A 22,330-nucleotide genomic window follows, 5' to 3' on the forward strand; every position below is an offset into this window, starting at 1 on the left:
CCACAAAGCAAAACGGGCCTGCAATGCAGGCCCGTCCGGTTGGGGGGTGAAACTCGGCCGTCAGCTATTGAGCGCGGCCTGTTGGTTCTCCAGGAATTCTTCTTCGAGCAGGGCATCTGCCTCGCTGCCATCGGCTGTGGGCACCGCTACCGCACGTTTGCCGCGCAATTTGCCGAACATGTGCTCCAGGGCGCTTTCCAACTTGACGGTGGCGCCGTCGAGGGCCTGCTCCAGGGTGTCGGCCTTGTGGGTCACGGAAACCGGTTGGTGACCTTTCGGACGGGCTTCCAGCTGGCAGCGCATATCGTCCGGACCCGACTTGCCGCCGTTCTCGTCCCGCAGGTGGACCACTACCCGGGTCAGGTCTTCTTCGTAGCGTTCGAGCGTGCTTTCAACGGTGCTGCGCACCCACTCCTCCATCCGAAGGCTGCTTTGAATATGGTTATCGCTATGGACTTGGATTTGCATAGTTCTTCCCTTATTTCAGCTTGCTCGTAAGAGGGTCAAGGCAATGCGTATGAACCTGCATTTCGTGACCTCTTGATTACACAATTAGGCACGGCGACGAACATTTCAACCCCTTAAAAAAGATAAATATTCATACGCAAATAAAGCCGGACAAACCGCAAAGGCGCTGTTAAGGTCGGGAGTTAGCCCGCCCCATGCGTCAGTCAAAACCGCTCACAGCTGCCCCTCGCCCAGAGGGTGCAAGCTGCGAAAGATCTCCGCTTCCTCCACCAGCCAGTCATGCACCGCGCGTACGCCCGGATGGCTCAGTGCGCCCGGCGCATAGAGCAGCACGTAGCGTTTGTGGTTGGGCACCGCCAGGCCGAAAGGCACGATCAGGGTGCCACGCTCCAGTTCGTCATTGAGCAGGGTGCGCCGGGCAATCGCCACGCCCATGCCGGCAATCGCCGCCTCGATGGTCAAGTGGTTGCGATTGAAGGTATGGCCACGACGCACATCCGCGCCTTCGAAGCCGATGGCATTGAGGTAGAACTCCCATTCGGCGTATTCATAGCTGCCGCGCCAGGCGGTGATGTCGTGCAGCAATGGAAAATGCGCCAGGTCCGCCGGACCGTGCAACGGCGGACGGCCCCGCAGCAGACTCGGGGCGCACACCGGGAAGATCTGCTCGTCCAGCAACGCGGTGGACTGCAAGCCGGGGTAGCTGCCGTCGTTCAGGTCGATGGCCAGGTCGAAGTCGCCCTCGTGCAGGGCCACGCTGCTGTCTTCGGCCACCAGCCGCAGCTGGATCTCTGGATAACGCTGCTGCAGGCGCGGCAGGCGCGGAGTCAGCCACTTGCCGAGAAACGACGGAATCGAGCGCAAGCGCAAGGTCCCCCCGATCATCCCCGCATCCAGGCGCCGCAGTTCCGCGTCGATGCTGCCGTAGGCCTCGCTCACCGTCAGCGCCAGCCGCTGGCCTTCGGCACTCAGCTCCACTCCCCGGGGCCGCCGGTGAAACAGGCGAAAACCCAGGCGTTCCTCCAACTGGCGGATCTGCTGGCTGACCGCCCCCGGGGTGATGTGCAGCTCTTCGGCACACCGGGTAAAAGACAGGTGCCGCGCGGCACAGGAAAACACATGCAGCCAGACATAGGTCTGGGCATGAAATTGTCGGCTCATCGTTTAGCCCTGCTAAAGGATCTCTTAGGAAGTTTCGTTGGTCAGTGCTGACCGAGGCGGGCAGTATCGCCGACATTGCGCTTGGCCTACAAAAAATGGCAGCGATCCACCTTCCATTGCTTGTAAGGCTTTAGCATGGCTATCAGTGTTTTCGATCTCTTCAAAGTCGGTATCGGCCCCTCCAGCTCCCACACCGTGGGCCCGATGCGCGCCGCCGCGACCTTCGCCCAGGCGCTGTTCGAGCAGGGCCTGCAAGACCAGGTGCAGCGGGTACAGATCCGTCTCTATGGTTCGCTGTCCGCCACCGGCGTCGGCCATGCCACCGACCGCGCCAGTGTCATGGGGCTGATGGGTGAATGGCCAGACAGCATCGACCCCACCAGCATCAACCCGCGCATCCAGCAGTTGCGCGACAGCGGCCAACTGCTGCTGGGCGGGCACAGCCTCATTGCCTTTGACTGGCAGCAGGACCTGCTCCTGCTGGACGAAAGCCTGCCCTACCACCCCAATGCCATGTCCCTGACCGCCTTTGGCGAGCAAGGCACGCTGCTGGAGCAGACCTACTACTCGGTGGGTGGCGGCTTCATCATCGAAGCGGCCCAGGTCGAGGCCGGTGCCGAAACCACCACCGGCGTCCAACTGCCCTACGACTTCAACAGTGCCGCTGAACTGCTGGCCCTGTGCAAGACCCATAAGCTGCGGGTCGGCGAACTGATGCTGGCCAATGAACGGGCCTGGCGCAGCGACGCCGAGATCCGTAGCGGCCTGCTGCACATCTGGTCGGTGATGCGCGAATGCGTGGAACAGGGCCTGCGCCACGAAGGCATCCTGCCCGGCGGCCTCGACGTACCCCGCCGCGCCGCCAGGCTGCACCGCAGCCTGCTGGAAATCGGCAAGCCGAATGTCATCACCTCGACCCTCTCGGCCATGGAGTGGGTCAACCTCTATGCCCTGGCCGTGAACGAGGAAAACGCCGCCGGCGGGCGCATGGTCACCGCGCCCACCAATGGCGCGGCGGGGATCATCCCGGCTGTGCTGCACTACTACATGAAGTTCAACCCGCAGGCCTGTGACGACGACATCCTCAACTTTTTCCTCGGTGCCGCCGCCGTGGGCATCCTGTGCAAGAAGAACGCCTCCATCTCCGGCGCCGAAGTCGGCTGCCAGGGCGAAGTGGGTTCGGCCTGCGCCATGGCTGCCGCCGGGCTGGCGGAGATCCTCGGGGCGACCCCGGAGCAACTGTGCAATGCCGCGGAAATCGGCCTGGAGCACAACCTCGGCCTGACCTGCGACCCCGTAGGCGGGCTGGTGCAGGTGCCCTGCATCGAACGCAACGCGATTGCCGCGGTGAAGGCGATCAACGCCACCCAGATGGCCCTGCGCGGCGACGGCAAGCACTTCATCTCCCTGGACCGGGTGATCCGCACCATGCGTGATACCGGCGCCGACATGCATGACAAATACAAAGAGACTTCACGGGGCGGCCTGGCGGTGAGCTGGGTGGAATGCTGAGGAGCCTTCCCTGACCGTCCGCACTACGTGAGCCCGAGCAAAAATAATAACGAGGCGATAACGATGACCGATGTACCGACACCTGCTGCCCAAAACCCTGCTGTAGCCACACCCCGCGACACCACCAGCGCCCGCCAGGGCTGGAGCAAGCACGACACCACCTGGATGCTCGGCCTGTATGGCACCGCCATCGGCGCCGGCACCCTGTTCCTGCCGATCAACGCCGGGGTTGGCGGCTTCTGGCCGCTGATCGTGCTGGCGCTGCTGGCCTTCCCCATGACCTTCTTCGCCCACCGCGGCCTGACCCGCTTCGTTCTTTCCGGGCGCTCCGGAGACATCACCGAAGTGGTCGAGGAGCATTTCGGGGTCGGCGCCGGCAAGCTCATCACCCTGCTCTACTTCTTTGCCATCTTCCCGATCCTGCTGGTGTACAGCGTGGCGCTGACCAACACCCTGAGCAGTTTCATGGAACACCAGCTGCACATGACTCCACCGCCGCGGGCGCTGCTGTCGCTGCTGCTGATCCTCGGCCTGATGGCCATCGTGCGCTGCGGCCAGGGCGTGATCGTGCGGGCCATGAGCCTGCTGGTCTACCCGTTCGTCGCCGCGTTGCTGCTACTGGCCCTGAGCCTGATCCCCAACTGGAACGGCGCGTTCTTCGCCTCGGCCGGCGAAGGCATGCCCCTGCCGCTGTTCTTCAAGACCCTGTGGCTGGCGATCCCGGTGATGGTGTTTTCCTTCAACCATTCGCCGATCATCTCGGCCTTCGCCCTGGATCAGAAGCGCCATTACGGCCCGCAGGCCGAAGCCAAGAGCAGCGGTATCCTGGCCACGGCCCACGGCATGATGGTGCTGACAGTGATGTTCTTCTGCTTCAGTTGCGTGCTGGCCCTGTCGCCGGCGGACCTGGTAGCGGCCAAGGAACAGAACATCTCGATCCTGTCCTACCTGGCCAACCACTTTCAGACCCCGGTGATTGCCTATGCCGCCCCGCTGATCGCCCTGGTGGCCATTACCAAGTCGTTCCTGGGCCACTACATCGGCGCCAGCGAAGGCTTCCAGGGCCTGATCGTGAAAAACCTGCGGGGGCGCTCGCTGTCCTCCAGCAGGCTGGAAAAGATCACCGCGCTGTTCATGATCCTCACGTGCTGGGCCGTGGCCACCTTCAACCCGAGCATCCTGCGCATCATCGAGACCATGGGCGGACCGGTAATCGCCTGCCTGCTGTTCCTGATGCCGATGTATGCGATCCGGCGGGTGCCTTCACTGCGCCAGTATTCGGGCCAGTTGTCGAACCTGTTCGTGGTGCTGATCGGGCTGGTCGCACTGTCTGCGATCATTTATTCAGTCGTGCCCTGAATCGGGCCGGGATAAAAAAAGCGGACCTCGTGGTCCGCTTTTTTGTCCCCGTATTCATTGCCCGGCGCGTTTCCCGGCATGTCCCTTGCTTTGTCCCGGGGGAGGAATACGGACGTTGGCCACCCTCGGCGAACGACTGGCCAGTGGTCCGGAATCGCGAACTAATTCCGCGCCCTGCCGGTCAATGACTGCACGATCCAATCAGGCGGTGACGCATCATGGACAACCCTTTTCAACTGATTACCGACACCTTCACCCCGCAATACCAGGTCAACCTGAGCATCCAGGGCCTGGACGGCAGCATCATGCTGACCTTGTCCGAAGGTGGCCGGGTGGTGGCCAAGCGCATGATCAGCGCGGCCCAGCGCAATGATCCGCAGCGCATCAAGCGCCTGGTGCAAAGCATTCAGTTTGGTATCGCCATCGAGCAGGGCCACAGTGCCGTGGCCATTCTCGAGGCCATGACCAACGGCGACAGCCTGGGCCTGCCGCCGCCCACCGGCCAGAAGCTCGCGCCGCCGGCCCTGAGGTTCTAGAGCTCGCCCTTCTCCACTTCCGGGTGTTCGCCGGAGCCCGCGCCGATCTTGCGCTGCGGATGCTCGATCTTCACCGAAGGGAACTGCGACGAGGCGTAGCGCACCACCAGGATGGCGAAGGCCAGCAACAGGATGCCGCCGCACAGGTAGATGATGCCCAGGTCCGGCGGGTTGTGGTGCGAGACGTTGGAGATCAGCAACCGGGTCAGCGCGGTGATCGCCACGTAGATCAGGAAACGCACCGGCATGTGGTTGGTCTTGAAGTAGATGCCGACCATCGCCCCCAATTCCAGGTAGATGAACAGCAGCAGGATGTCATCGATCTTGATGTGGCCCACCTCGATCATCTGCAAAAATTCCATCACCGCCGCCCAGGCAGTCACCGCACCGATGGCGAACAGCGCCAGGTAGTGGAACGACTCGACGAACAGGTTGCCCAGGGATTCGGCCAGCTGGTGGACGTTCTGCCGCAGGTTCTCGGCCCAATTGATTTTCACGATGGTTTTTCCTTAGGTCGTTTCGACCGGATGATGCGGATTGGACGTGACGGTTGTTCTGCATGCAGAAAAAAGGCCAGGAGCCTTCAATGAGATGGTGGCCGCCGGCAACGAGGCACGGCCTGGTAACAATCGGCCCGGGAAAAAAATTGCGTCTACATTAAAAAGCCACTATCCAAGCGAAAAGGTTTCGCCTATTCTCTCGACCTGTATATAGATACAGTGTTTATACAGACCCATTATCGTGAAGGCATGTGAGGTGGTGAATGGCCGTCGAAGTGGTATACCGCAGCAGCCGAGATCTGGAGCGCTTGTTCATGGATAAAGCCGAAGCTGACCGTCATGACAAAATGCTCGAACTGGCTGAATTGCTCGCTGAAGTGTTGCACAAAGCCGTGCCGTCGCTGAGCGAACAGCAGGTGGAAGAAGCCGGGATCTACATGGCGAAGAACCGCGATGTGTTCGCCAAGGCGTTCAAGAGCCAGCCGGACGCGTTGTCCGAGTTGCTCAGTGCCCCCGCTCCCGTAGTGGAGGCTGTGGCAGAGCCGCAACCTGTTGAAGCCGAGGCGCCAGCCAAACCGGCGAAAGCGGCCAAGGCCGCGAAATAGGCTTTACGCGAATTGAATAAGCCCTGTGCCCCTGGCACAGGGCTTTTTTCATGCCTGCGAAGGCAAGAGTGGCACTTGTGCGGTGGCCGGTTGAAGCGCTGTCGCCCCTGGCGGATCAGGCAATTCGATAGCGTTGCGATGCAGCAGGGAAGTGATCTTGCCCAGGAAGGCCAGGGGCATCTCAGTCGAGCCGCCATACAGGTCAACCATTCCCACCTCAACTGCGCTGTCAACGATGCAGGAGAACGCCTCGACCTCTTCAGACGCTATCAAGGCGACAAGCTCCTGGGGCCAATCATCTCCGCGACCATTGAGTGCCAGCAGCGCCCCGGCTCTCTCCCACGCCAGTAGATCGCCCTTTGGCGGGTAGCCCTCAAGGTGCTTTATCAACTCATCGATGGACGGGTGAGCAATGCCTTTTCGTTCGCAGTAAACCGCCAGGCATGCCGCTGCGTACAACTGCAGTTGCCTGATGGAGCAGCCAGTCAATGGTTGGGCCATATCTGGCGCTGTCATTGCGCGACGTCCCAGACCCTGGAGCCTGCGGAACAAAAACCTGATGCGATATCCATGGCTTCCAGAATTCGGTCCTCCAGCTCTTCTGATGCGCCAGGGCGGAGTGATGCCAGATGCTTGTATACGGCCTCTGCGCAAAAGCCCTTGTCCCGGTATGCCACAAGAACATCACGAACCGCCTGAAAGTCCGCCCCCGCCCGCAACAGGCAGGACAACTGCTCATCCAGCCCGGTCTCCAGCGCTTCACGCATCGTCGATACATTCCTTGTCAGTGGGCACTTCGCAGCCGGATGGTACACAGAGCCAGGCCAAGGGTTAAGGCAAGAATGCCTAGCGGTACAGCACCCGTTCCGCCAGTTCATCGGCCACTCGCGCCGGGGAGCGCTTTTCGGCCTGGGCGTGGGCGAAGATTTCCGTCAGCCGCTGGCTGATCTTCGACAGGTGGGCGGTGATGACCGGCAGTTCCGTGTTGCGGTGCTTGAGGGACACATAGATCAGTCCCCCGGAATTGATCACGTAGTCCGGCGCATAGAGAATCCCGCGGCGCTCCAGTTGATCGGCCACCTGCAGGTTGGTCAGTTGATTGTTGGCCGAACCCGCCACCGCCGAGCAGCGCAGTTGCGCCACGCTGAGGCTGTTGAGCACCGCCCCCAGGCCGCAGGGTGCGAGGATGTCGCAAGGGGTGCTGAGCAGAGAATCGTTGGCGATGGGATGGGCGCCCAGTTGCTCCATGGCCAGTTGCACCTTGCCGGCATCGATATCACTGACCAGCAACTCCGCCCCGGCAGCGTGCAACTGCTCGGCCAGGGCGTAGCCGACGTTGCCCAGCCCCTGGATCGCCACCCGCAGGCCTTCCAGGTTGTCGCTGCCCAGGCGCGCCATGGCGGTGCTGCGAATGCCGGCGAACACTCCCATGGCGGCATGGGGGGCCGGGTCGCCCGCGGCACTGGTGCTGGTGACGTAACGGGTCTGCTGGGCGATGCAGTCCATGTCGGCCACCGAGGTGCCGCTGTCGATGGCGGTGATGTAGCGCCCGTCCAGTTGCTCGACGCATCGGCCAAAGGCTTCGAACAGGGCGGCGCGGCTTTCCACATGGGCGGGGCGGATGATCACGGCGGTACCGCCCCCCTGGGGCAGGCCGGCCAGGGCGGCTTTGTAGCTCATGCCCTGGGCCAGGCGCGCGGCATCCGTCACGGCACTGCTGTCGTCGGGGTAGGCGAGGTAACGACAGCCGCCCAGGGCGGGCCCCAGGCGGCTGTCGTGGATGGCGATCACTGCCTTCAACCCGGTACAGGGGTCGACGCTGAGGTGCAGCGATTCAAGGCGGGTGCTGTGCATGAGAGCGAACATCGACGGGCTCCCGAATCACTTCTTGTAGACGCCAGTATAGGCTTGCGCCTGGAATTTGCTGCGCCGCGCAGGAATAAGCCCCGGGGTTTTGCAGGCTTTGGGAAATAACCTGCTACCACGCATTTCAACACTGGACGAAGCTTCGTCACGGGGCTAAAACGAGGCATCCGTCGGAGATCGAGATGAACCCGCGCCAAGCTTTTTTCGCCTGTCTGCACCGCTCGCCACCCGCCCTGCTGGAAGCTGCCCTGTGGATTGCCGCCGAGCATGATCCCCAGGTGGTGCCCGGCCTGATGCTGGAGGAGTTCAAGCAACTGCAGCAGCAAGTGGGCAGCAGCCTGCCGACGCTGCCGGCGAACGAGCTTGGCCAACCGCTGTTGCGCCGGCTCAACGACCTGGGTTTCCAGCAGGACGAACACCTGCCCCTGCGGCCCCAGGCTGCGCTGATGGACAAGGTCCTGGAGCGTCGGCGCGGCCAGCCCCTGGCCCTGGCCCTGATCGCTCTGGAACTGGCGCAGCGGCTGCAGGTGCCGCTGGCGGGGGTGAACTTTCCCGGGCACTTCCTGCTGCGGGTGCCCGGTGCCGACCACCTGCTGGACCCGTGCGGCGGGCGCCGGCTGTACCCCAACGATTGCCGGGAACTGCTGCAGCGCCAGTACGGCGCCCATATCAAGCTCAGCGCCGAGCATCTGGCCAGCGCCGAACCGCTGCAGATGTTCCAGCGCCTGTCACGCAACCTGCGCCAGTTGCACCTGTCCTACGACGACCACCTGGGGGCCCTGATCAATGCCGAACGGGTCCTGGAAATCGGCAACGGCAGCGCCGCCGACTACCTGGCCCGGGCCAGCCTCTACCAGCGCCTGGAATGCCCGAATGCCGAACGCTTCGACCTGGAGCACGCCCTGTTGCTCAGCGACGACCCGATCCAGCGCCTGCGCCTGACCGAACGCCTGGGGCACCTGCCGCCCAACACCATCGTGCACTGACCCCGCGCTGTTTCGCGCCTGCCGTGCAACAAGGCCCGCCGCCCTCCTGCCTGCTGCAAGAATGAAAAAGCATGAACAGCGCCGAACGCTTCCTCCAGCATTTACACCCGCGCCACCCCGGCACCACGCCAACGGCTGGGGGCTGTTGCTGATCCAGGCCAGGGCCGCATGACAGCAGCGCCCGGGCTCTGGCAGGATGGGCGGCTAACCCCAGGGAACGGACACAGCATGCTCATCAGAAAAGCCCACGGCGCCGACGCACAACGGGTCTTCGACATTCGCAACCAGGCCATCAACCAGCAGTGCGCCGGCCACTACCCCGAAGCGGACCTCCAGGTCTGGACGGCTGGCGAACTGAGCGACTACTTCATCGAAGTGGTGGAAAACACCGGCCACGTCGCGGTCATCGACAATCAGGTGACCGCCAGCGGCATGCTCGACCTGGAGACCGGGCAGGTCGACGCGGTGTTCGTCGACCCGGCCTACATGGGACGCGGCATCGGCCGCAAGATGATGGAGTACCTCGAAGAGCGGGCGCTGGAAGCCGAGTTGCCCCACCTGATCCTGGATTCGACCCTCAACGCCGCCGACTTTTATCGCCACTGCGGCTTCGTCGGTGAGCGCATCGCCCAGTACCAGTCGCCCCGGGGCCTGACCCTGGCCTGCGTGCCGATGATCAAGCACCTGGCACGCTGAACCACCCTGCCCCTCAGGACTTGAGCGGGGCCTGCCGTTGCGCGGCCGGCCCCGCCTCACCCGAGGCCGACGCCAGGGGCGAACGCACCTGGATGATCAACAACGCCGCAAGCAGGGCCGGAATCGCGCAGAAGAAGAAAATCTGCTGCACCGGAATATGCATCGCCAGCAGCATGCTGCCGAACAGCGGACCGAGGATCGAACCAAAACGCCCCACGCCCAAAGCCCAGCCGGTGCCGGTGGCGCGTACCTGGGCCGGGTAGAAGTTGCTGGCGAAGGCATTCAGGGTCAACTGGCCACCGATGATGCAGAAGCCCGCGGCAAACACGAACACCACCAGGTAGCGCGGGTTGTCGTGGTTCAACCCCAGTAGCACGGTGCACAGTGCGGCGGCGCTGAGCACCGCGGCCAGCAGGCGCACCTTGCGTTTCAGGCGGTCGGCGAACCAGGCCATGCAGATCGCGCCGAGGGTGCCGGCGAAGAGGAACATCGAAGTCACCAGGTTGGCCTGCTTCAGGGCCAGGCCACTCTCCAGCAGCAGCGTCGGCAACCAGCTGATCATGAAATACAGCAGGATCAGGCTGACGAAAAAGGTCGCCCAGATCAGCAAGGTCGGCCGTGCATAGCCGTGGCGGAACAACTCCAGCACCGTGAGCTTGCTGTCCGCCTGCTCACCGCTGTTGAGCACTGCGGCCGGCGGTTGCCAGTCCGGGAGCATCTGTGCGGTGACCTTGCGCAGCCGCGCATAGGGCGGCGCGTCCCGCAGCAGGCGCGGCAGCGATTCGGGCAGGCGCCAGAGCAGGAAAGGAAACAGCAGCAGCGGCGTGATGCCGCCGGCGAGGAACACCGCTTCCCAGCCAAAGCGATCGATGAAGCCGGCGGCAACGAAACCACCCGCCGCGCCGCCAAAGGAGAAACCGCAGGCGGCCAGGGTCACCATCAGGGTGCGCAGGCGCGGCGGCGAATATTCGGACATCAGCGCCATCGCGCTGGGCATCGCCCCACCCATGCCGATGCCACAGATGAAACGGGCGGCCATCAGGCTTTCAAGGGAATTGGCGAACACCATCAGCACCGTCAGGCTGGCGTAGATCAGCACGCAAACGAGCAGGATCCGGCGCACGCCAAAACGGTCGGCCAGGGGCGTCACCGCCAGGGACCCCAGGGTCAGGCCCAGCAGGTTGGCGCTGAACACCGGGCCGAAGGCGGCCTTCTCCAGCCCCCAGTCCTGGGCCAGGGCCGGCACCACATAGCCCAGGACCTGGGCGTCGTAGCCGTCAGTGACCAGCAGCAAGGCGAGAAGCAACAAGAGCAACCACTGGTAGCGGGACACCGGGCGGGCGTCGAGCGCAGCACGAAAGCTGGCAATCTGATTTTGCATCGCAAGGTACCTGTTCGGTTTTTTATGGTTATGGGCAGCAGTGTTGCGCAGGTCACAGGCGGTGACCGCTCAGGCCCCGTTGCGGGGCCTGGGTGATGCGGATGCCACGCTGCCCCGAATACCGGGCAGCGTGCAGGTTCAGGCTGGCGTATCCGGCTGGTTGGCCGGGTGCGCGGCCTGGAACGCCGGGTGCTCGGCGGCCAGGGCCGCGACCCGGAGGATCCGCGGATAGGCGTCCAGGGACACCTTGAAACGCTCGGCCGCATACAGCTGGGGAATCAGGAACACATCGGCCAGCCCCGGCTCATCGCCAAAACAGAAGCCCTGGTCGCCGATCAGTTGCTCCAGGGCCGCCAGCCCCTGGCTGATCCAGTGGTCGATCCACACCAGCAGTTGCGCTTCCTCATGACCCCATTCCCGTAGCAGGTTCTGGGTGCTGGAGTTGTGCAGCGGATGAATGTCGCAGCCGATGATCGCGGCAACCGCCCGTTCCCGGGCGCGGCTGACCAGGTCCGTGGACAGCAGCGGCACCTGTGGATAACGCTCCTCCAGGTACTCGATGATTGCCAGCGACTGGATCAGCAGGTCGCCTTCATCGGTCCGCAGGGCCGGCACCCGGCCCTGCGGGTTGATCTCCAGGTACTCCGGCTGGCGATTCGCACCGCCCTTGGGCACCAGCAGATTGACCGGTATGGCCTGGAACTCCAGGCCCTTGAGGGCCAGAGCGATGCGCACCCGGTAGGACGCAGTGGAGCGGTAGTAGGTATAGAGCTGCATGGGGGCTCTCCCTTAACGTGCCGGCTGGACCGTGCCACGGCATTCGCCGAAGCCGATGGAGGCGAAACCCTCACGGCTGCAACGCCCGCGCAGGATGATTTCATCGCCGTCCTCGAGGAACTTGCGCACCTCGCCGGACGCCAGTTCGATGGGTTTCTTGCCGCCTTCGGTGATCTCCAGCAGGCTGCCGAACTGGCCGCTCTCTGGGCCGGACAAGGTGCCCGAACCGAACAGGTCGCCGGCCTGCAACTGGCAGCCGTTGACGCTGTGGTGCGCAACCATCTGCGCCACGGTCCAGTACATGTACCGGCTGTTGCTCAGGGTCAGGCGGTGTGCCGGCAGGCCCTGCTCGCGCATGGTGCGAGTGGTCAGCAGCACTTCCAGTTCGATGTCGAAGCCACCGCCGGCCTGGTCGCGCTTGTCCAGCAGGTACGGCAGCGGTTGCGGGTCGCCTTCAGGGCGCGGGGCCTGGGCCTGGCGGAACGGCTCCAGGGCCTCGGCGGTCACCACCCAGGGCGAAATGCTGGTAATGAAGCTTTTCGACAGGAACGGGCCCAGCGGCTGGTATTCCCAGGCCTGGATATCCCGCGCCGACCAGTCGTTGAGCAGGCAGAACCCGGCGATGTGTTCGGCGGCGTCGCCAATGGCGATGGGCTCGCCCATCTCGTTGCCCTGGCCGATCCAGATGCCCAGCTCCAGTTCGTAGTCCAGGCGCGCGCAGGGGCCGAAGGTCGGTTCGGACTGCCCGGCCGGCAGGGTCTGGCCCTTGGGCCGGCGCACGTCGGCACCGGAAGTACGGATAGTGGAGGCGCGACCGTGGTAGCCGATCGGCACGTACTTGTAGTTGGGCAGCAGCGGGTTGTCGGGGCGGAACAGCCTGCCGACGTTCTGCGCGTGTTCGATGCCCACATAGAAGTCGGTGTAATCGTTGATCTTGGCCGGCAGGTGCATCTGGCAGTCCGCGGCCAGGGGCAGCAGTTTCGCCCCCTGGGCCTCGATCTTGCCGCGCAGGCTGCTGCCTTCGCCGAGCAGTTCCAGCAGGCGTTCGCGCAAGGCGATCCGGGCCGGGCGGCCGAGTTCGAAGAACGCATTCAGCTGGCCGCCACGGGCCGCCTGCACCGCAGCCTGGGCCTGGCCTTCGAACAGCCCGGCATCCAGCGCCGCTTCCAGGTCGAGAATCTGTTCGCCAATGGCGACCCCGCTGCGGGGCGCCGAGCCCTGGGTGCTGAAGACGCCCAGGGGCAGGTTCTGCAACGGGAAGTCGGGGTGACCGTTGGCGGACTCGACCCAGCTACGGGTGATGGTGGGCAAGGTCATGGGTTATCTCCGATTCGGGTTGAAGGTGACGGGCAGCGAGGCCCAGCAAGCATCGTAGTCGTTCTGCAGCTCTGGGCACTCCAGGGCGAACTGGCTCGGGCGCAGCACCTGGCTGGTCTCGAACATGAAGGCCATGGTGTTGTCGATCTTGGCCGGCTGCAACTGGGCGTTGATCGCCTTGGTGCAGGTCTCGCCGTCCGGGCCGTGGGCGCTCATGCAACTGTGCAGCGACGCGCCGCCGGGCAGGAAGCCTTCGGCCTTGGCATCGTAGGCGCCCTGGATCAGGCCCATGAACTCGTTCATCAGGTTGCGGTGGAACCACGGTGGACGGAAGGTGTTCTCGGCCACCATCCAGCGTGGCGGAAAGATCACGAAGTCCAGGTTGGCCAGGCCCGGCACGCTGGTGGGCGAGGTCAATACGGTGAAGATCGACGGGTCCGGGTGGTCGAAGCTGACGGTGCCAATGGTGTTGAAACGACGCAGGTCGTATTTGTACGGCACGTTGTTGCCGTGCCAGGCCACCACGTTCAGTGGCGAATGGTCGAGCTCGCAGCCCCAGAGCTCGCCGAGGTACTTCTGGACGAGCGTGGTGGGCTGGCGCAGGTCTTCGTAATGAGCCACCGGGGCCAGGAAATCCCGGGGGTTGGCCAGGCCGTTGCTGCCAATCGGCCCAAGGTCCGGCAGGCGCAGCGGCGCACCGTGGTTCTCGGCGACGTAGCCGCGGGCTTGCGGGTCCAGCAGTTCGATGCGGAATTTCAGCCCGCGAGGCAGCACGGCGATTTCCAATGGCTCCAGGTCCAGCATGCCCAGTTCGGTGACGATGCGCAGGCGGCCCAGCTCCGGCACCAGCAGCAGCTCGCCATCGGCATTGAAGAACACCCGCTCCATCGAGCGATTGGCACGGTAGTGATAGACGCTGATACCCGCCGGCTTCTGCGCCGCCGAGTTGGCCACCATCGCCACCAGGCCGTCGATGAAATCGGTGGGCTCGCTTGGAATCTGCAGGGGGCTCCAGCGCAGGCGGTTGGGGGTGACCTCACCCAGGGGGCCGCCTGCCAGCTGGCGCGCAAGCTTGGCGAAAGCCGGGTGCTTGGCCGAGGGCTGGATGCGGTACATCCAGGTACGCCGGGCTTCGCTGCGGGTCATGGTGAAGGCGGTGCCGGAAAACAGTTCGGCGTACAGGCCATAAGGGGCTTTTTGCGGGGAGTTCTGGCCGACGGGCAGCGCCCCTGGCAGGGCCTCGCTGGCAAATTCGTTGCCGAAGCCCGATTGGTAGCTGAGGGCCGACGCCGAAGAATCGAGGTTCATGGAGCCTCCTGGAAGTTGGAATAGGCAGGGGCCCACCACTCCCTCACAAGAGCTATCGGCACGCCTGGGTTATTTTTATCGTAATCCAATTACGCATAACGTAATTTGATTGCCCAGGAGCGTCAAGCTATAAAGACCGCCACTTGTCACGGGACCCCAATGCCTCCATGGAAAAGCCGCGCAGCATCAGCGACAGCACCGGTAAACAGAAAGTCCGCTCGGCCGAGGTCGGTACCGACATCCTCAAGGCCCTGGCCGAACTGTCGCCGGCCACTTCCCTTTCGCGCCTGGCCGAACATGTGCAGATGCCGGCAAGCAAGGTGCATCGCTACCTGCAGGCCTTGATTGCCAGCGGCTTTGCCGAACAGAACAGCGCCACCAATCACTACGGCCTGGGCCGCGAAGCCCTGCGGGTAGGCCTGGCCGCCCTGGGCAGCATGGACGTACTGAAAGTCGCGACCCTGCCCCTGGTGGAACTGCGGGACGAATTGAACGAAACCTGCTTCCTCGCGGTGTGGGGCAACCAGGGCGCGACGGTGGTGCATATCGAACCGGCGGTGCGGGCGGTGACCGTGGTCACTCAACTGGGCTCGGTGCTGCCACTGCTCAGTTCATCCACCGGGCTGGTGTTCAACGCCTACCTGCCACAGCGCGAAACCCTCGACCTGCGCCAGCAGGAACTGGCAACCGGCAGCCCCCACGCCCTGGCCGACAAGCAGGTGCACGATGCCCTGGCCGAGCAGATTCGCCAGCGCGGGCTGCACCATGTCCACGGTTTGCTGATGCCCGGTGTCGATGCCCTGTCGGCGCCGGTGTTCGATGCCACCGGCAAGATCGCCGCGGTGCTGACCGTGGTAGGGCCAACGTCGCTGTTCCACGCCGATGAACATGGGCCCGCAGCCCAACGTCTGCTGGCGGCCAGCTCTGCAGTGAGCTGGCGCATGGGTTATCAGCCGCAATAACCGCTGGCGCTCAACTCATCAGCCCCAGGGCCTGGGCCTTGGCTACCGCCTGGGTACGCCGCTCCACCCCCAGCTTGCTGTGAATCCGGCGCCCGTGGGTCTTCACGGTATGCAGGGAAATGAACAATTGCTCGGCGATCTGCTGGTTTGAACAGCCCTGAGCAATCAGTTGCAGCACTTGCAGTTCCCGCAGGCTGAGCAGGCTTTCGCGGTTTTCCAGGGGGCCTGCCGATGACGGCGTCTGCAGCGTTTCCCCCGCAGCCAGCAAGAGTGGTTGCCGCAGGCGCAGTTCGTGCAGTGCCTGCGGCAGGTTGCATCGCTGCACCAGTGCCTGCCCCGCCTGCAATGCTTCCTGCGCCAGCGCCGGGTTGCCTTGCAGGTGGGCGACCTCGGCCAGGGCCAGTTGCACCTCGGCCTCCAACCCCTGCATGCCGTGGCGTTGGGCCCGGGCCAGCAGCCCCTGCAAGGTAGCGATCGGCGCCTGGGCCCGCCCCAGGTGCACCTCGGCCAGCACCAGCAGGTATTCGATCCCCGGAATCAACTCCAGGGTGGCCGGTGGCGCCTGTAGCGCCTGGGGGCCGCGAAAGTGCCGGAGCAAGCGGCTCAAGGCCTCCTGAGCCAGCTCCGGTCGCCCCTGTTGCAGCCAGAGCTGGCTGCTGACCTGCAACAGCACGCCCCGGTACACCGTGTCGGGAATCTGCCGCTGCTGCATCAGCCGCTCCGCATCCCGCAGGCGCACGAAGGCCTGGGCATAATCACCCTGGTTGGCCGCCAGTTGGGCCTGGCCGAGGAAACCATACAAGGCACGCTTGTCGTGACTCAGCAGGCAATCCTCGAGGCCGCTGCGAAAGTAGCCGGCCGCCTGCTCTGCATGCCCCTGGCGCAAGGCCAGGCGACCGAGACGCAGGGCGATGCGACCGAGCAGCGGGGTCGCCCGCAGCGCCTGCATCGACAAGCGCTCACAGACCTGCTCCAGCAGGCTTTGGGCCCGATGCGGCGCGCCCCTTTGCTCCAGCAACTGGGCATGGTCCAGTTCCAGCAGGCCTTCGAACAGCTGGGCATCCTGGGCCCGGGCCAGGCACAGGGCTTCACGATTGAGGGCCTGGGCCACATCCAGCTCCGCACCCAGCAGGGCCTGCTGGGTCAGCCCCGACAGGCACAGCAGGCGGGTGGTCCAGGCGCTGTCCGCCAGCTCCTCCAGGGCCTCGATAAAATGCTGCCGCGCCGCCACCATCCGCCCGCTCAGGTGCAGCAGCCAGCCCTGCTGTGCCTGCCAGCGGGCCAGCAACTGACGCTGCTGCGCTGCCGAGGGCTGGGGGGCGAACCGGGCCATCTGCGCCATGCACTGCCCGGCCTGCTCGAAGCGCCCGGCAAACAGCATGGCCGCAACCAGCAGCCCCACCAGGTGCGGCGACACCAGCAAGAGCTCGCCACCGTGGCGCTCATGCAGTTGCAGCAACAGCAGCGCATTGTCCTGCTGGAACAGGAACTCGAAACTAAAATGCTCCAGCAGGCTGACCGCGACTTCATACTCCTGGGCCCGCAGCGCCTGCTCAAAGGCCGACTGCCAATCCTCCTGGGCAATGAAACACTGGCAGGCCCGGCGATGCCAGGAGCGCCCGCCCGGCCAGGCTTCGTCGCGCATTAGCCGGGCCAGCGGCGGAAACACCTGGAGCCAGTCGCCGCCACCGTCCCAGGGTTCGATGAAGCAGGCCATGTCCTGCAGGGTCCGCAGGTACTGGGCACCCTCCCCGACGCCGAACAGATGCTCGCACAGCTCGGCGTTGAAACGTGGCAGGTGCGCCAGTACTTGCCAGACTTGCGCCAGCTCCGCCGGCAGCACGCTGAACAGCTCGTGCTCCAGGTACTCCAGCAAGGTATTGGGGCGCCCCGGCTTGCAGGGCTGAATCGTCAGCTCGCTGCCTTCCAGCAAGGCAATGCGCACCCCGGCGCACCAGCCGCCACTGCGTTGCAGAATGCGACTGGCGGTCTGCGCACACAGGGGTTGCGGTAGCCGTTGCAGCAGTTGCTCGATCTCGGTCTGGCTGAATGCCAGTGCCGGGCCGTCCAGCTCGAACAACTGATCGTCCAGCAGCAGGCGTGGCCAGTTGCACAGGGGCCGGCGACGGCAACCCAGCCACCAGGTCAACTGCGGGTTGTCCAGGCTCAGCAGGCGATCGAGCAGCAGGTCCAGGTCCGCAGCCGCGACCCGGCAATAGTCATCGATGAAGATCCAGGCCGGCGCCTGCAGGTGCGCCAGGTGCTGCAGCACCGAGGCTTCGTCATCGCGCTCCAGCCCCATGGCCTGGGCCAGGGCAGCGCACAGCCCCTGCGGGCTATGCCGCCCGCCGGACAACGGCAACCAGCTCACCCGGCAGGTCTCCGGTGCCTGTTGCAGGCACTCAGCCAGCAGCGCCGTCTTGCCGCTGCCGGCAGGCGCGCAAAGCAGCTTGACCCGCGCACCGGAGGCCAGCAACGGCGCGCTCAGGCGGCTGCGGGAAAAATGATGGGAGGACAAACGGGGCATGAACCCGGGACGCTCTGGACAACGAGTCATGGCGGTCATTGCGGCGTGCCTTTTTATAGTTTTAGCCAGCGTAGCCCCACCCTAGCCCCGACCTCCCGGCCAGTTGAAGAAGTATTCAGCAGGCTGATCAGCCCCCATAAAAAAACCGACCAGGCAGTCGGATAACTGCCAGTCAAGAGGAACGCAGTATTACCGCGACTGTGGCGAGGACGCTCGCTTGCCAGGACTGGCCGCCATAAAAAGCCGCACGCCCCAGGAGCGTGCGGCTCGACCATTGCTCCACTGCAACCCAAGAGGCGCCTAGCGCACTCCGCTGGCGCGCAGGGCCGCCGGGGTGTAGTCGGCCGCCTTGGCGGTAAAGCCGAACTCCAGGCTGTGCTTCTCTTCGTTCTTCATGCCCAGGGCCAGGTAACGGCCGGCGTTCAGGTCATACAGGGCCTCCAGGGTGTAGGCCGGTACCTGGTGGTCGTAGTAGTACTGCGCATGACCTTCGGCTACCCGCCACAGTTGGCCGCGCCCGTCATAGTGGTCCACCAGGGCCACCTGCCAGCTGTCCTCGTCGATGTACATGTGCCGAGTGGCGTAGATGTGCCGCTGGTTGGGCTTGACCGTGCCCACCACTTCCCAGACCCGGTGCAGCTCATAGCGAGTCAGGTCCTGGTTGATGTGCCCGGCCTTGACGATGTCGTCGTACTTGAGGCTCGGGGAATCCAGCTTGTAGCTGTTGTAGGGGATGTACATCTCCTTCTTGCCCACCAGCTTCCAGTCGTAACGGTCGGGAGCACCGGAGAACATGTCGAAGTTGTCCGAGGTGCGCAGGCCGTCGGCGGCGGTGCCCGGGCCGTCGTAGGCCACTTGCGGGGCGCGGCGCACGCGACGCTGGCCCGCGTTGTAGATCCATGCCGAACGCGGTTCCTTGACCTGGTCCAGGGTCTCGTGGACCAGCAGCACGTTGCCCGCCAGCCGCGCCGGGGCGGTCACCGACTGCTTGAAGAAGTTCTGCACGTTGGCCGCCTTGGCCGGGTCCAGGTCCGGGATCAGTTGCGGCGCCGCCACCTCTTCCTCGAAACGGATCGAGGTGTAGCTGCCGTTGGTCTGCGGGGTGACCTGGGTAACGATGCGCTTCTGGTTGCCGCCGTGATAACGGGTCAGGTGGTTCCACAGCACCTCGATGCCGTTCTTCGGAATCGGGAAGGCGTAGTAACGGTTGCCGGTAAAATTGGCCAGGCCGTTGCCGTCGTTGGTAGTGGTCACGCTCAAGGCGCTACGCTTGGCCGACTCGTAGATCTCGGGTGGCAGGCCGACGCTGCGGTGAGTGGGGTAGACCGGGATCCGATAGCTGTCCGGGTAGCGCTTGAACATCGCCACCTGGCCGTCCGAAAGCTTGTCCTTGTATTTGTCCACCGTCGCCGCGGTGATGATGAACAGCGGTTTTTCATTGACGAACGGGTCGGCGAGAAAGCCCTTGCTGTCCACCGCCCCGGCATTCTTGGGAATGCCTCCGGTCCAGGCCGGGATCGAGCCGTCGGCATTACCGGCTTTTTCCGCACCCACCGGGGTCAGGCTGGCTCCCAGCTTGGCGGCTTCTTCCGGGCTCACGGCGGCCATCAGGTTGGCCGCCCACAACCCCAGTGCCAGGGCGCTGCATTGCAGAATCATCTTGCGCATTCAAATGCTCCTTCTTGTGCCGGTTCAGAAGTTCACGCCAAAGCTCAACGCGAGGAAGTCCCGGTCGGTCAGGGTGTTGTAGCGCCCGCCAAAAAAGTCGGTGTAGCTGAGGCTGGCGGTGTAGGTATTGCGGTAGTCGGCATCCACGCCAACGCTCAGGGCCTTGGCGCCCTGGTTGAACAGGCCGTTGGGCCCGTAGCCGTTGACGTCATGGGACCAGGAAAGGTTGGGCTTGAAGTTGATGCCGGCGATCACGTTGCTGTAGTCGAGGATGGCCCGGGCGCGATAACCCCAGGAGGTGGCCGTGACGAAACCGTCGGTGTCGCCCCCGTAGCCGTATTGGCCGTACACCGAGTCCCGGCCGTAACGCAGCTTGCTCTTGTCTTCCAGGCCTCCGACGTGGACCACGGCCGCCTCGCCCACCAGGGTCAGGCGGTCGGCCCCCAGCACCTGATCGAAGAACTGGGTCATGGAACTCTGGATCTGAGTGATTTCCTTGCGCCGGTAGCCGGTGTTGTCGGCCCCCATGGCGGTCTTGATCGGCGACGCCGCGCCCCCGGAAATAGGGTTGAGCAGGGCCAGGGTCAGGTCGTTGGTGTTGACCTGCACCGGCGCGTTGGGCCGATAGCTGATCTCGCCGGTCCAGGCGGTGCCGGTGGGCAGGGTGGTGGAGAAACTGGCGCCATACAGGCGGATGTCTTCCGGGTATTCGAGGTAGTACTGGCCACGGCCAAGCATCACGCTTTGCACCAGGCCACTGCCAGAACCCGGAACGATGCCGTTGGCGACGCCGGCAATGGCGCCCAGGGTCGCTGCGCTGACATTGGCCGTGGTGGTACTCACCACCGGGCTGCGGGAGTGGTAGTTCATGAAGTACAGGCCGTACTCGGTGTCATCGCCGAGCCAGCGCAGGGCTGCGCCCCACTGCCCGGAGTCGCGGGCATCACGATCACCGCCGCGGGGCAGGATCACCCCTTCGCGGGTCACCTGGAAGCCCTGGCCGAAGCCCGCCGCCACCGGTTGCAACGGCGCGATGGCCGGGCTGCCGACGGTGTAGCCGGTGGTGCAGCCATCGGCCACCACGTCGTTGCCGAAGAAGGTGCCGCAGTTGTCCACCACGGTCTGGTCCCACTCCAGCTGATAGAAGCCTTCCACGGTCAGCTGGTTGGTCAGGCCCTGGGAGGCGAACAGCATGTTCACCGGTACCAGGCCTTCCTTGATTTCGGCGCCGGGGCGGCGAAAGGCCGAGACGTCCACCGGGTTGATGCTGTTGATGGAGTTGCCGATGAAGGTGCTCTCGCCCCAGCTGACCACCTGCTTGCCGGCACGCACGGTACCCGGCAGGTCGGCAATGGAATAGTTGTGGTAGACGAAGGCATCGAGGATCTGCGCCCCCGAGGACTTGGCGCCTTCCTTGCGGTTGTGGTCGCTGATGGGCTTGAACTCGCGGTCTTCGTCCTTGAGCTCGAAGTCGTACCAGTACTTGCCGCGAACGAAGACCCCGGTGTCGCCGTACTTGAGTTCCAGGTCATGCAGGCCCTTGAAGATCTTCGAGAAGGTTTCGCCCTTCTTGAAGTTCAGGCGGCCATCGTCGCCGGTGGACGACTGGGCGGTACCGCCATTGACCGTTCCGACGAAGGCGCGGTCGGCATTGCGCATGCCCCAGCTGGCACCAACCGATAGCGACGAGTCGAACTGCCCTTCGATTTCCCCGATGTTGAACGACACCGCCTGCGCCTGGGCGCAGCAGCCCAGCGCCACCGCGACGGCCAGCGCCTGCGGTTTGAAGATGGCGCGCATTGTTATTCTTGTCATGCGTCTTCCCCGGTGAGTGACAGGAGGCCTCACCCTACTGCCGGGGTAGCACGGTCGATAAGCGCACCAAGGAGGTATTCGCGCTGTCACTCGAAGGGATTAGTGCCCTTGCCATCAGGGCCGTTCAAGGGGTTATCCAGCGGCTGGATGCAGGCTTATCAGGGGCGTCGATGCAGGGGGATGACCGGGGCGAAAAAACGCTCAGACTGTTGCTCAGGCTGTAACAGTCCTTGTCCTGAATCGCTATTTTTCCGTACCCGGCCAGGGCTTATTCTTCACTCGCAGTCACGGCAAACAACCGCTTGCCACTGACCTTGCAAGTACCGGGCACGAGTTGTTCCCGGGAATGATTTCCAGCCGCTTGAAGGCGTGTGATTCAAGCTGCTGCCCCTGGTTCACCGACGTTGATTTTGTAGCTCCTTGATCTAACGTCTTGCTTCGGCCGCTGCTCTTGCAGCGGCCTTTTTTATGCCTGGAACACCAGAGGAAAGTGGCAACTACGCCGCGTCGTCCTCGCTCTCGTCGTAATGAAACTTGTGCAGCAGACGGTGCGCCACTGGGGACAGGATCAAGCCCAGGGTGGCAGCGAAGACCAGGTTGGTATAAAGCCCGTAGCTGGCAAAAAACAGTTTGCCACCAGGGGTTTGCGGCATGTTGATGGGGCCGATGCCGCCGAGGATCATGGCCGCGTCATACAAGGCGTCATGAAAGGAAATGTCTTGTTCGAAGTACAGCAGGCCGCTGATACCCAGCAGCACCGAGAAGATGATCAGCGCCAGCACCACCAGCCCATGCATGCATAAACGGCGGATGAACAGCAGCCGCGACAATACCGGCTGATCCTTTGACTCATACATATGCAGCACTCCCTGTTCGTTCGCGGACC

20 protein-coding genes and 1 pseudogene are annotated in these 22,330 nt (G+C 64.0%); 7 read left to right on the plus strand and 14 right to left on the minus strand.

The features are described 5' to 3' along the window. Positions 1–60 precede the first annotated feature (60 nt). Positions 61–468 carry an HPF/RaiA family ribosome-associated protein gene (locus BLS75_RS15760; protein ID WP_072451250.1) on the minus strand — a complete coding sequence of 136 codons (408 nt, stop codon included), beginning with the start codon at positions 466–468 and terminating at the stop codon, positions 61–63. Positions 469–681: 213 nt separating this feature from the next. Further along, the gene (locus tag BLS75_RS15765) at positions 682–1,629 is read right to left on the minus strand and encodes a LysR substrate-binding domain-containing protein (protein ID WP_072451251.1); all 948 of its coding nucleotides are present in this window, start codon (positions 1,627–1,629) and stop codon (positions 682–684) included. A 135-nt stretch (positions 1,630–1,764) separates the two neighbouring features. Here BLS75_RS15765 and BLS75_RS15770 point away from each other — a divergent pair, with 135 nt between their 5' ends. The 3 genes from BLS75_RS15770 to BLS75_RS15780 all read left to right on the plus strand — a co-directional run bounded on the left by BLS75_RS15770 (position 1,765) and on the right by BLS75_RS15780 (position 5,036). Further along, positions 1,765–3,141 (plus strand): L-serine ammonia-lyase, encoded by a 1,377-nt coding sequence (locus BLS75_RS15770; RefSeq protein ID WP_072451252.1) that lies wholly within the window; start codon positions 1,765–1,767, stop codon positions 3,139–3,141. Between the two features lie 63 nt (positions 3,142–3,204). Next, complete coding sequence (locus tag BLS75_RS15775; protein WP_072451253.1) at positions 3,205–4,500, plus strand: serine/threonine transporter; 1,296 nt, start codon at positions 3,205–3,207, stop codon at positions 4,498–4,500. A gap of 218 nt (positions 4,501–4,718) precedes the next feature. Next, positions 4,719–5,036, plus strand: a complete 318-nt coding sequence (locus tag BLS75_RS15780) for a DUF3509 domain-containing protein (protein WP_011059331.1) — start codon at positions 4,719–4,721, stop codon at positions 5,034–5,036. On the opposite strand, the gene BLS75_RS15785 is transcribed toward BLS75_RS15780, so the two are convergent. Next, on the minus strand, positions 5,033–5,533 hold the full coding sequence (locus BLS75_RS15785; RefSeq protein ID WP_011059330.1) for a phosphate-starvation-inducible protein PsiE: 501 nt from the start codon (positions 5,531–5,533) through the stop codon (positions 5,033–5,035). The genes BLS75_RS15780 and BLS75_RS15785 overlap by 4 nt on opposite strands. 266 nt (positions 5,534–5,799) lie before the next feature. Between BLS75_RS15785 and BLS75_RS15790 the strand changes: the two are divergent. Then, positions 5,800–6,039: pseudogene (locus tag BLS75_RS15790) on the plus strand (YebG family protein); the annotation flags it as partial. A 150-nt stretch (positions 6,040–6,189) separates the two neighbouring features. On the opposite strand, the gene BLS75_RS15795 reads toward BLS75_RS15790, so the two are convergent. From BLS75_RS15795 to BLS75_RS15805, 3 genes are all read right to left on the minus strand, one after another. After that, positions 6,190–6,642: a hypothetical protein gene (locus BLS75_RS15795; RefSeq protein ID WP_053149055.1), complete on the minus strand. Its 453-nt coding sequence runs from the start codon at positions 6,640–6,642 to the stop codon at positions 6,190–6,192. Between the two features lie 11 nt (positions 6,643–6,653). After that, positions 6,654–6,908, minus strand: coding sequence for a hypothetical protein (locus BLS75_RS15800; RefSeq protein WP_041774068.1), 255 nt, complete (start codon positions 6,906–6,908; stop codon positions 6,654–6,656). Between the two features lie 79 nt (positions 6,909–6,987). After that, positions 6,988–8,007 (minus strand): Leu/Phe/Val dehydrogenase, encoded by a 1,020-nt coding sequence (locus BLS75_RS15805; RefSeq protein ID WP_011059327.1) that lies wholly within the window; start codon positions 8,005–8,007, stop codon positions 6,988–6,990. A gap of 182 nt (positions 8,008–8,189) precedes the next feature. Here BLS75_RS15805 and BLS75_RS15810 point away from each other — a divergent pair, with 182 nt between their 5' ends. Beyond that, on the plus strand, positions 8,190–8,993 hold the full coding sequence (locus BLS75_RS15810) for a SirB1 family protein (RefSeq protein WP_019093363.1): 804 nt from the start codon (positions 8,190–8,192) through the stop codon (positions 8,991–8,993). Positions 8,994–9,221: 228 nt separating this feature from the next. After that, positions 9,222–9,689 carry a GNAT family N-acetyltransferase gene (locus BLS75_RS15815; RefSeq protein ID WP_072451254.1) on the plus strand — a complete coding sequence of 156 codons (468 nt, stop codon included), beginning with the start codon at positions 9,222–9,224 and terminating at the stop codon, positions 9,687–9,689. Between the two features lie 13 nt (positions 9,690–9,702). Here BLS75_RS15815 and BLS75_RS15820 read toward each other — a convergent pair whose 3' ends face one another. The 4 genes from BLS75_RS15820 to hmgA form a co-directional block, all read right to left on the minus strand. Next, positions 9,703–11,070 (minus strand): MFS transporter, encoded by a 1,368-nt coding sequence (locus tag BLS75_RS15820; protein WP_019093361.1) that lies wholly within the window; start codon positions 11,068–11,070, stop codon positions 9,703–9,705. A 138-nt stretch (positions 11,071–11,208) separates the two neighbouring features. Beyond that, on the minus strand, positions 11,209–11,847 hold the full coding sequence (maiA, locus tag BLS75_RS15825) for a maleylacetoacetate isomerase (RefSeq protein WP_015634196.1): 639 nt from the start codon (positions 11,845–11,847) through the stop codon (positions 11,209–11,211). Positions 11,848–11,859: 12 nt separating this feature from the next. Continuing rightward, positions 11,860–13,164 carry a fumarylacetoacetase gene (gene fahA / locus BLS75_RS15830; protein ID WP_072451255.1) on the minus strand — a complete coding sequence of 435 codons (1,305 nt, stop codon included), beginning with the start codon at positions 13,162–13,164 and terminating at the stop codon, positions 11,860–11,862. 3 nt (positions 13,165–13,167) lie between these two features. After that, entirely contained in the window at positions 13,168–14,472 is a 1,305-nt protein-coding gene (gene hmgA / locus BLS75_RS15835) for a homogentisate 1,2-dioxygenase (protein ID WP_011059321.1), read from the minus strand. A gap of 167 nt (positions 14,473–14,639) precedes the next feature. Between hmgA and BLS75_RS15840 the strand changes: the two genes are divergently transcribed. After that, positions 14,640–15,434, plus strand: coding sequence for an IclR family transcriptional regulator (locus BLS75_RS15840; protein ID WP_072451256.1), 795 nt, complete (start codon positions 14,640–14,642; stop codon positions 15,432–15,434). A 10-nt stretch (positions 15,435–15,444) separates the two neighbouring features. On the opposite strand, the gene BLS75_RS15845 is transcribed toward BLS75_RS15840, so the two are convergent. From BLS75_RS15845 to BLS75_RS15860, 4 genes are all read right to left on the minus strand, one after another. Continuing rightward, entirely contained in the window at positions 15,445–18,000 is a 2,556-nt protein-coding gene (locus BLS75_RS15845; protein WP_072451257.1) for a LuxR C-terminal-related transcriptional regulator, read from the minus strand. A gap of 261 nt (positions 18,001–18,261) precedes the next feature. Further along, positions 18,262–19,629: a DUF1329 domain-containing protein gene (locus tag BLS75_RS15850; protein ID WP_072451258.1), complete on the minus strand. Its 1,368-nt coding sequence runs from the start codon at positions 19,627–19,629 to the stop codon at positions 18,262–18,264. A gap of 24 nt (positions 19,630–19,653) precedes the next feature. Beyond that, on the minus strand, positions 19,654–21,444 hold the full coding sequence (locus BLS75_RS15855) for a DUF1302 domain-containing protein (protein ID WP_072451259.1): 1,791 nt from the start codon (positions 21,442–21,444) through the stop codon (positions 19,654–19,656). Between the two features lie 497 nt (positions 21,445–21,941). After that, positions 21,942–22,301, minus strand: coding sequence for a hypothetical protein (locus tag BLS75_RS15860; protein WP_019093356.1), 360 nt, complete (start codon positions 22,299–22,301; stop codon positions 21,942–21,944). Between the last annotated feature and the right edge of the window lie 29 nt (positions 22,302–22,330).

The organism is Pseudomonas sp. NFPP12 (assembly GCF_900103205.1).
Taxonomy (GTDB): Bacteria; Pseudomonadota; Gammaproteobacteria; order Pseudomonadales; family Pseudomonadaceae; genus Aquipseudomonas; species Aquipseudomonas protegens.

Bases quoted from the DNA above. Each gene is read 5' to 3' on its own strand.
- BLS75_RS15760 (WP_072451250.1), bottom strand. From the start codon at position 468: ATGCAAATCCAAGTCCATAGCGATAACCATATTCAAAGCAGCCTTCGG.
- BLS75_RS15765 (WP_072451251.1), bottom strand. From the start codon at position 1,629: ATGAGCCGACAATTTCATGCCCAGACCTATGTCTGGCTGCATGTGTTT.
- BLS75_RS15770 (WP_072451252.1), top strand. From the start codon at position 1,765: ATGGCTATCAGTGTTTTCGATCTCTTCAAAGTCGGTATCGGCCCCTCC.
- BLS75_RS15775 (WP_072451253.1), top strand. From the start codon at position 3,205: ATGACCGATGTACCGACACCTGCTGCCCAAAACCCTGCTGTAGCCACA.
- BLS75_RS15780 (WP_011059331.1), top strand. From the start codon at position 4,719: ATGGACAACCCTTTTCAACTGATTACCGACACCTTCACCCCGCAATAC.
- BLS75_RS15795 (WP_053149055.1), bottom strand. From the start codon at position 6,642: ATGGCCCAACCATTGACTGGCTGCTCCATCAGGCAACTGCAGTTGTAC.
- BLS75_RS15800 (WP_041774068.1), bottom strand. From the start codon at position 6,908: ATGCGTGAAGCGCTGGAGACCGGGCTGGATGAGCAGTTGTCCTGCCTG.
- BLS75_RS15805 (WP_011059327.1), bottom strand. From the start codon at position 8,007: ATGTTCGCTCTCATGCACAGCACCCGCCTTGAATCGCTGCACCTCAGC.
- BLS75_RS15810 (WP_019093363.1), top strand. From the start codon at position 8,190: ATGAACCCGCGCCAAGCTTTTTTCGCCTGTCTGCACCGCTCGCCACCC.
- BLS75_RS15815 (WP_072451254.1), top strand. From the start codon at position 9,222: ATGCTCATCAGAAAAGCCCACGGCGCCGACGCACAACGGGTCTTCGAC.
- BLS75_RS15820 (WP_019093361.1), bottom strand. From the start codon at position 11,070: ATGCAAAATCAGATTGCCAGCTTTCGTGCTGCGCTCGACGCCCGCCCG.
- maiA (WP_015634196.1), bottom strand. From the start codon at position 11,847: ATGCAGCTCTATACCTACTACCGCTCCACTGCGTCCTACCGGGTGCGC.
- fahA (WP_072451255.1), bottom strand. From the start codon at position 13,164: ATGACCTTGCCCACCATCACCCGTAGCTGGGTCGAGTCCGCCAACGGT.
- hmgA (WP_011059321.1), bottom strand. From the start codon at position 14,472: ATGAACCTCGATTCTTCGGCGTCGGCCCTCAGCTACCAATCGGGCTTC.
- BLS75_RS15840 (WP_072451256.1), top strand. From the start codon at position 14,640: ATGGAAAAGCCGCGCAGCATCAGCGACAGCACCGGTAAACAGAAAGTC.
- BLS75_RS15845 (WP_072451257.1), bottom strand. From the start codon at position 18,000: ATGACCGCCATGACTCGTTGTCCAGAGCGTCCCGGGTTCATGCCCCGT.
- BLS75_RS15850 (WP_072451258.1), bottom strand. From the start codon at position 19,629: ATGCGCAAGATGATTCTGCAATGCAGCGCCCTGGCACTGGGGTTGTGG.
- BLS75_RS15855 (WP_072451259.1), bottom strand. From the start codon at position 21,444: ATGACAAGAATAACAATGCGCGCCATCTTCAAACCGCAGGCGCTGGCC.
- BLS75_RS15860 (WP_019093356.1), bottom strand. From the start codon at position 22,301: ATGTATGAGTCAAAGGATCAGCCGGTATTGTCGCGGCTGCTGTTCATC.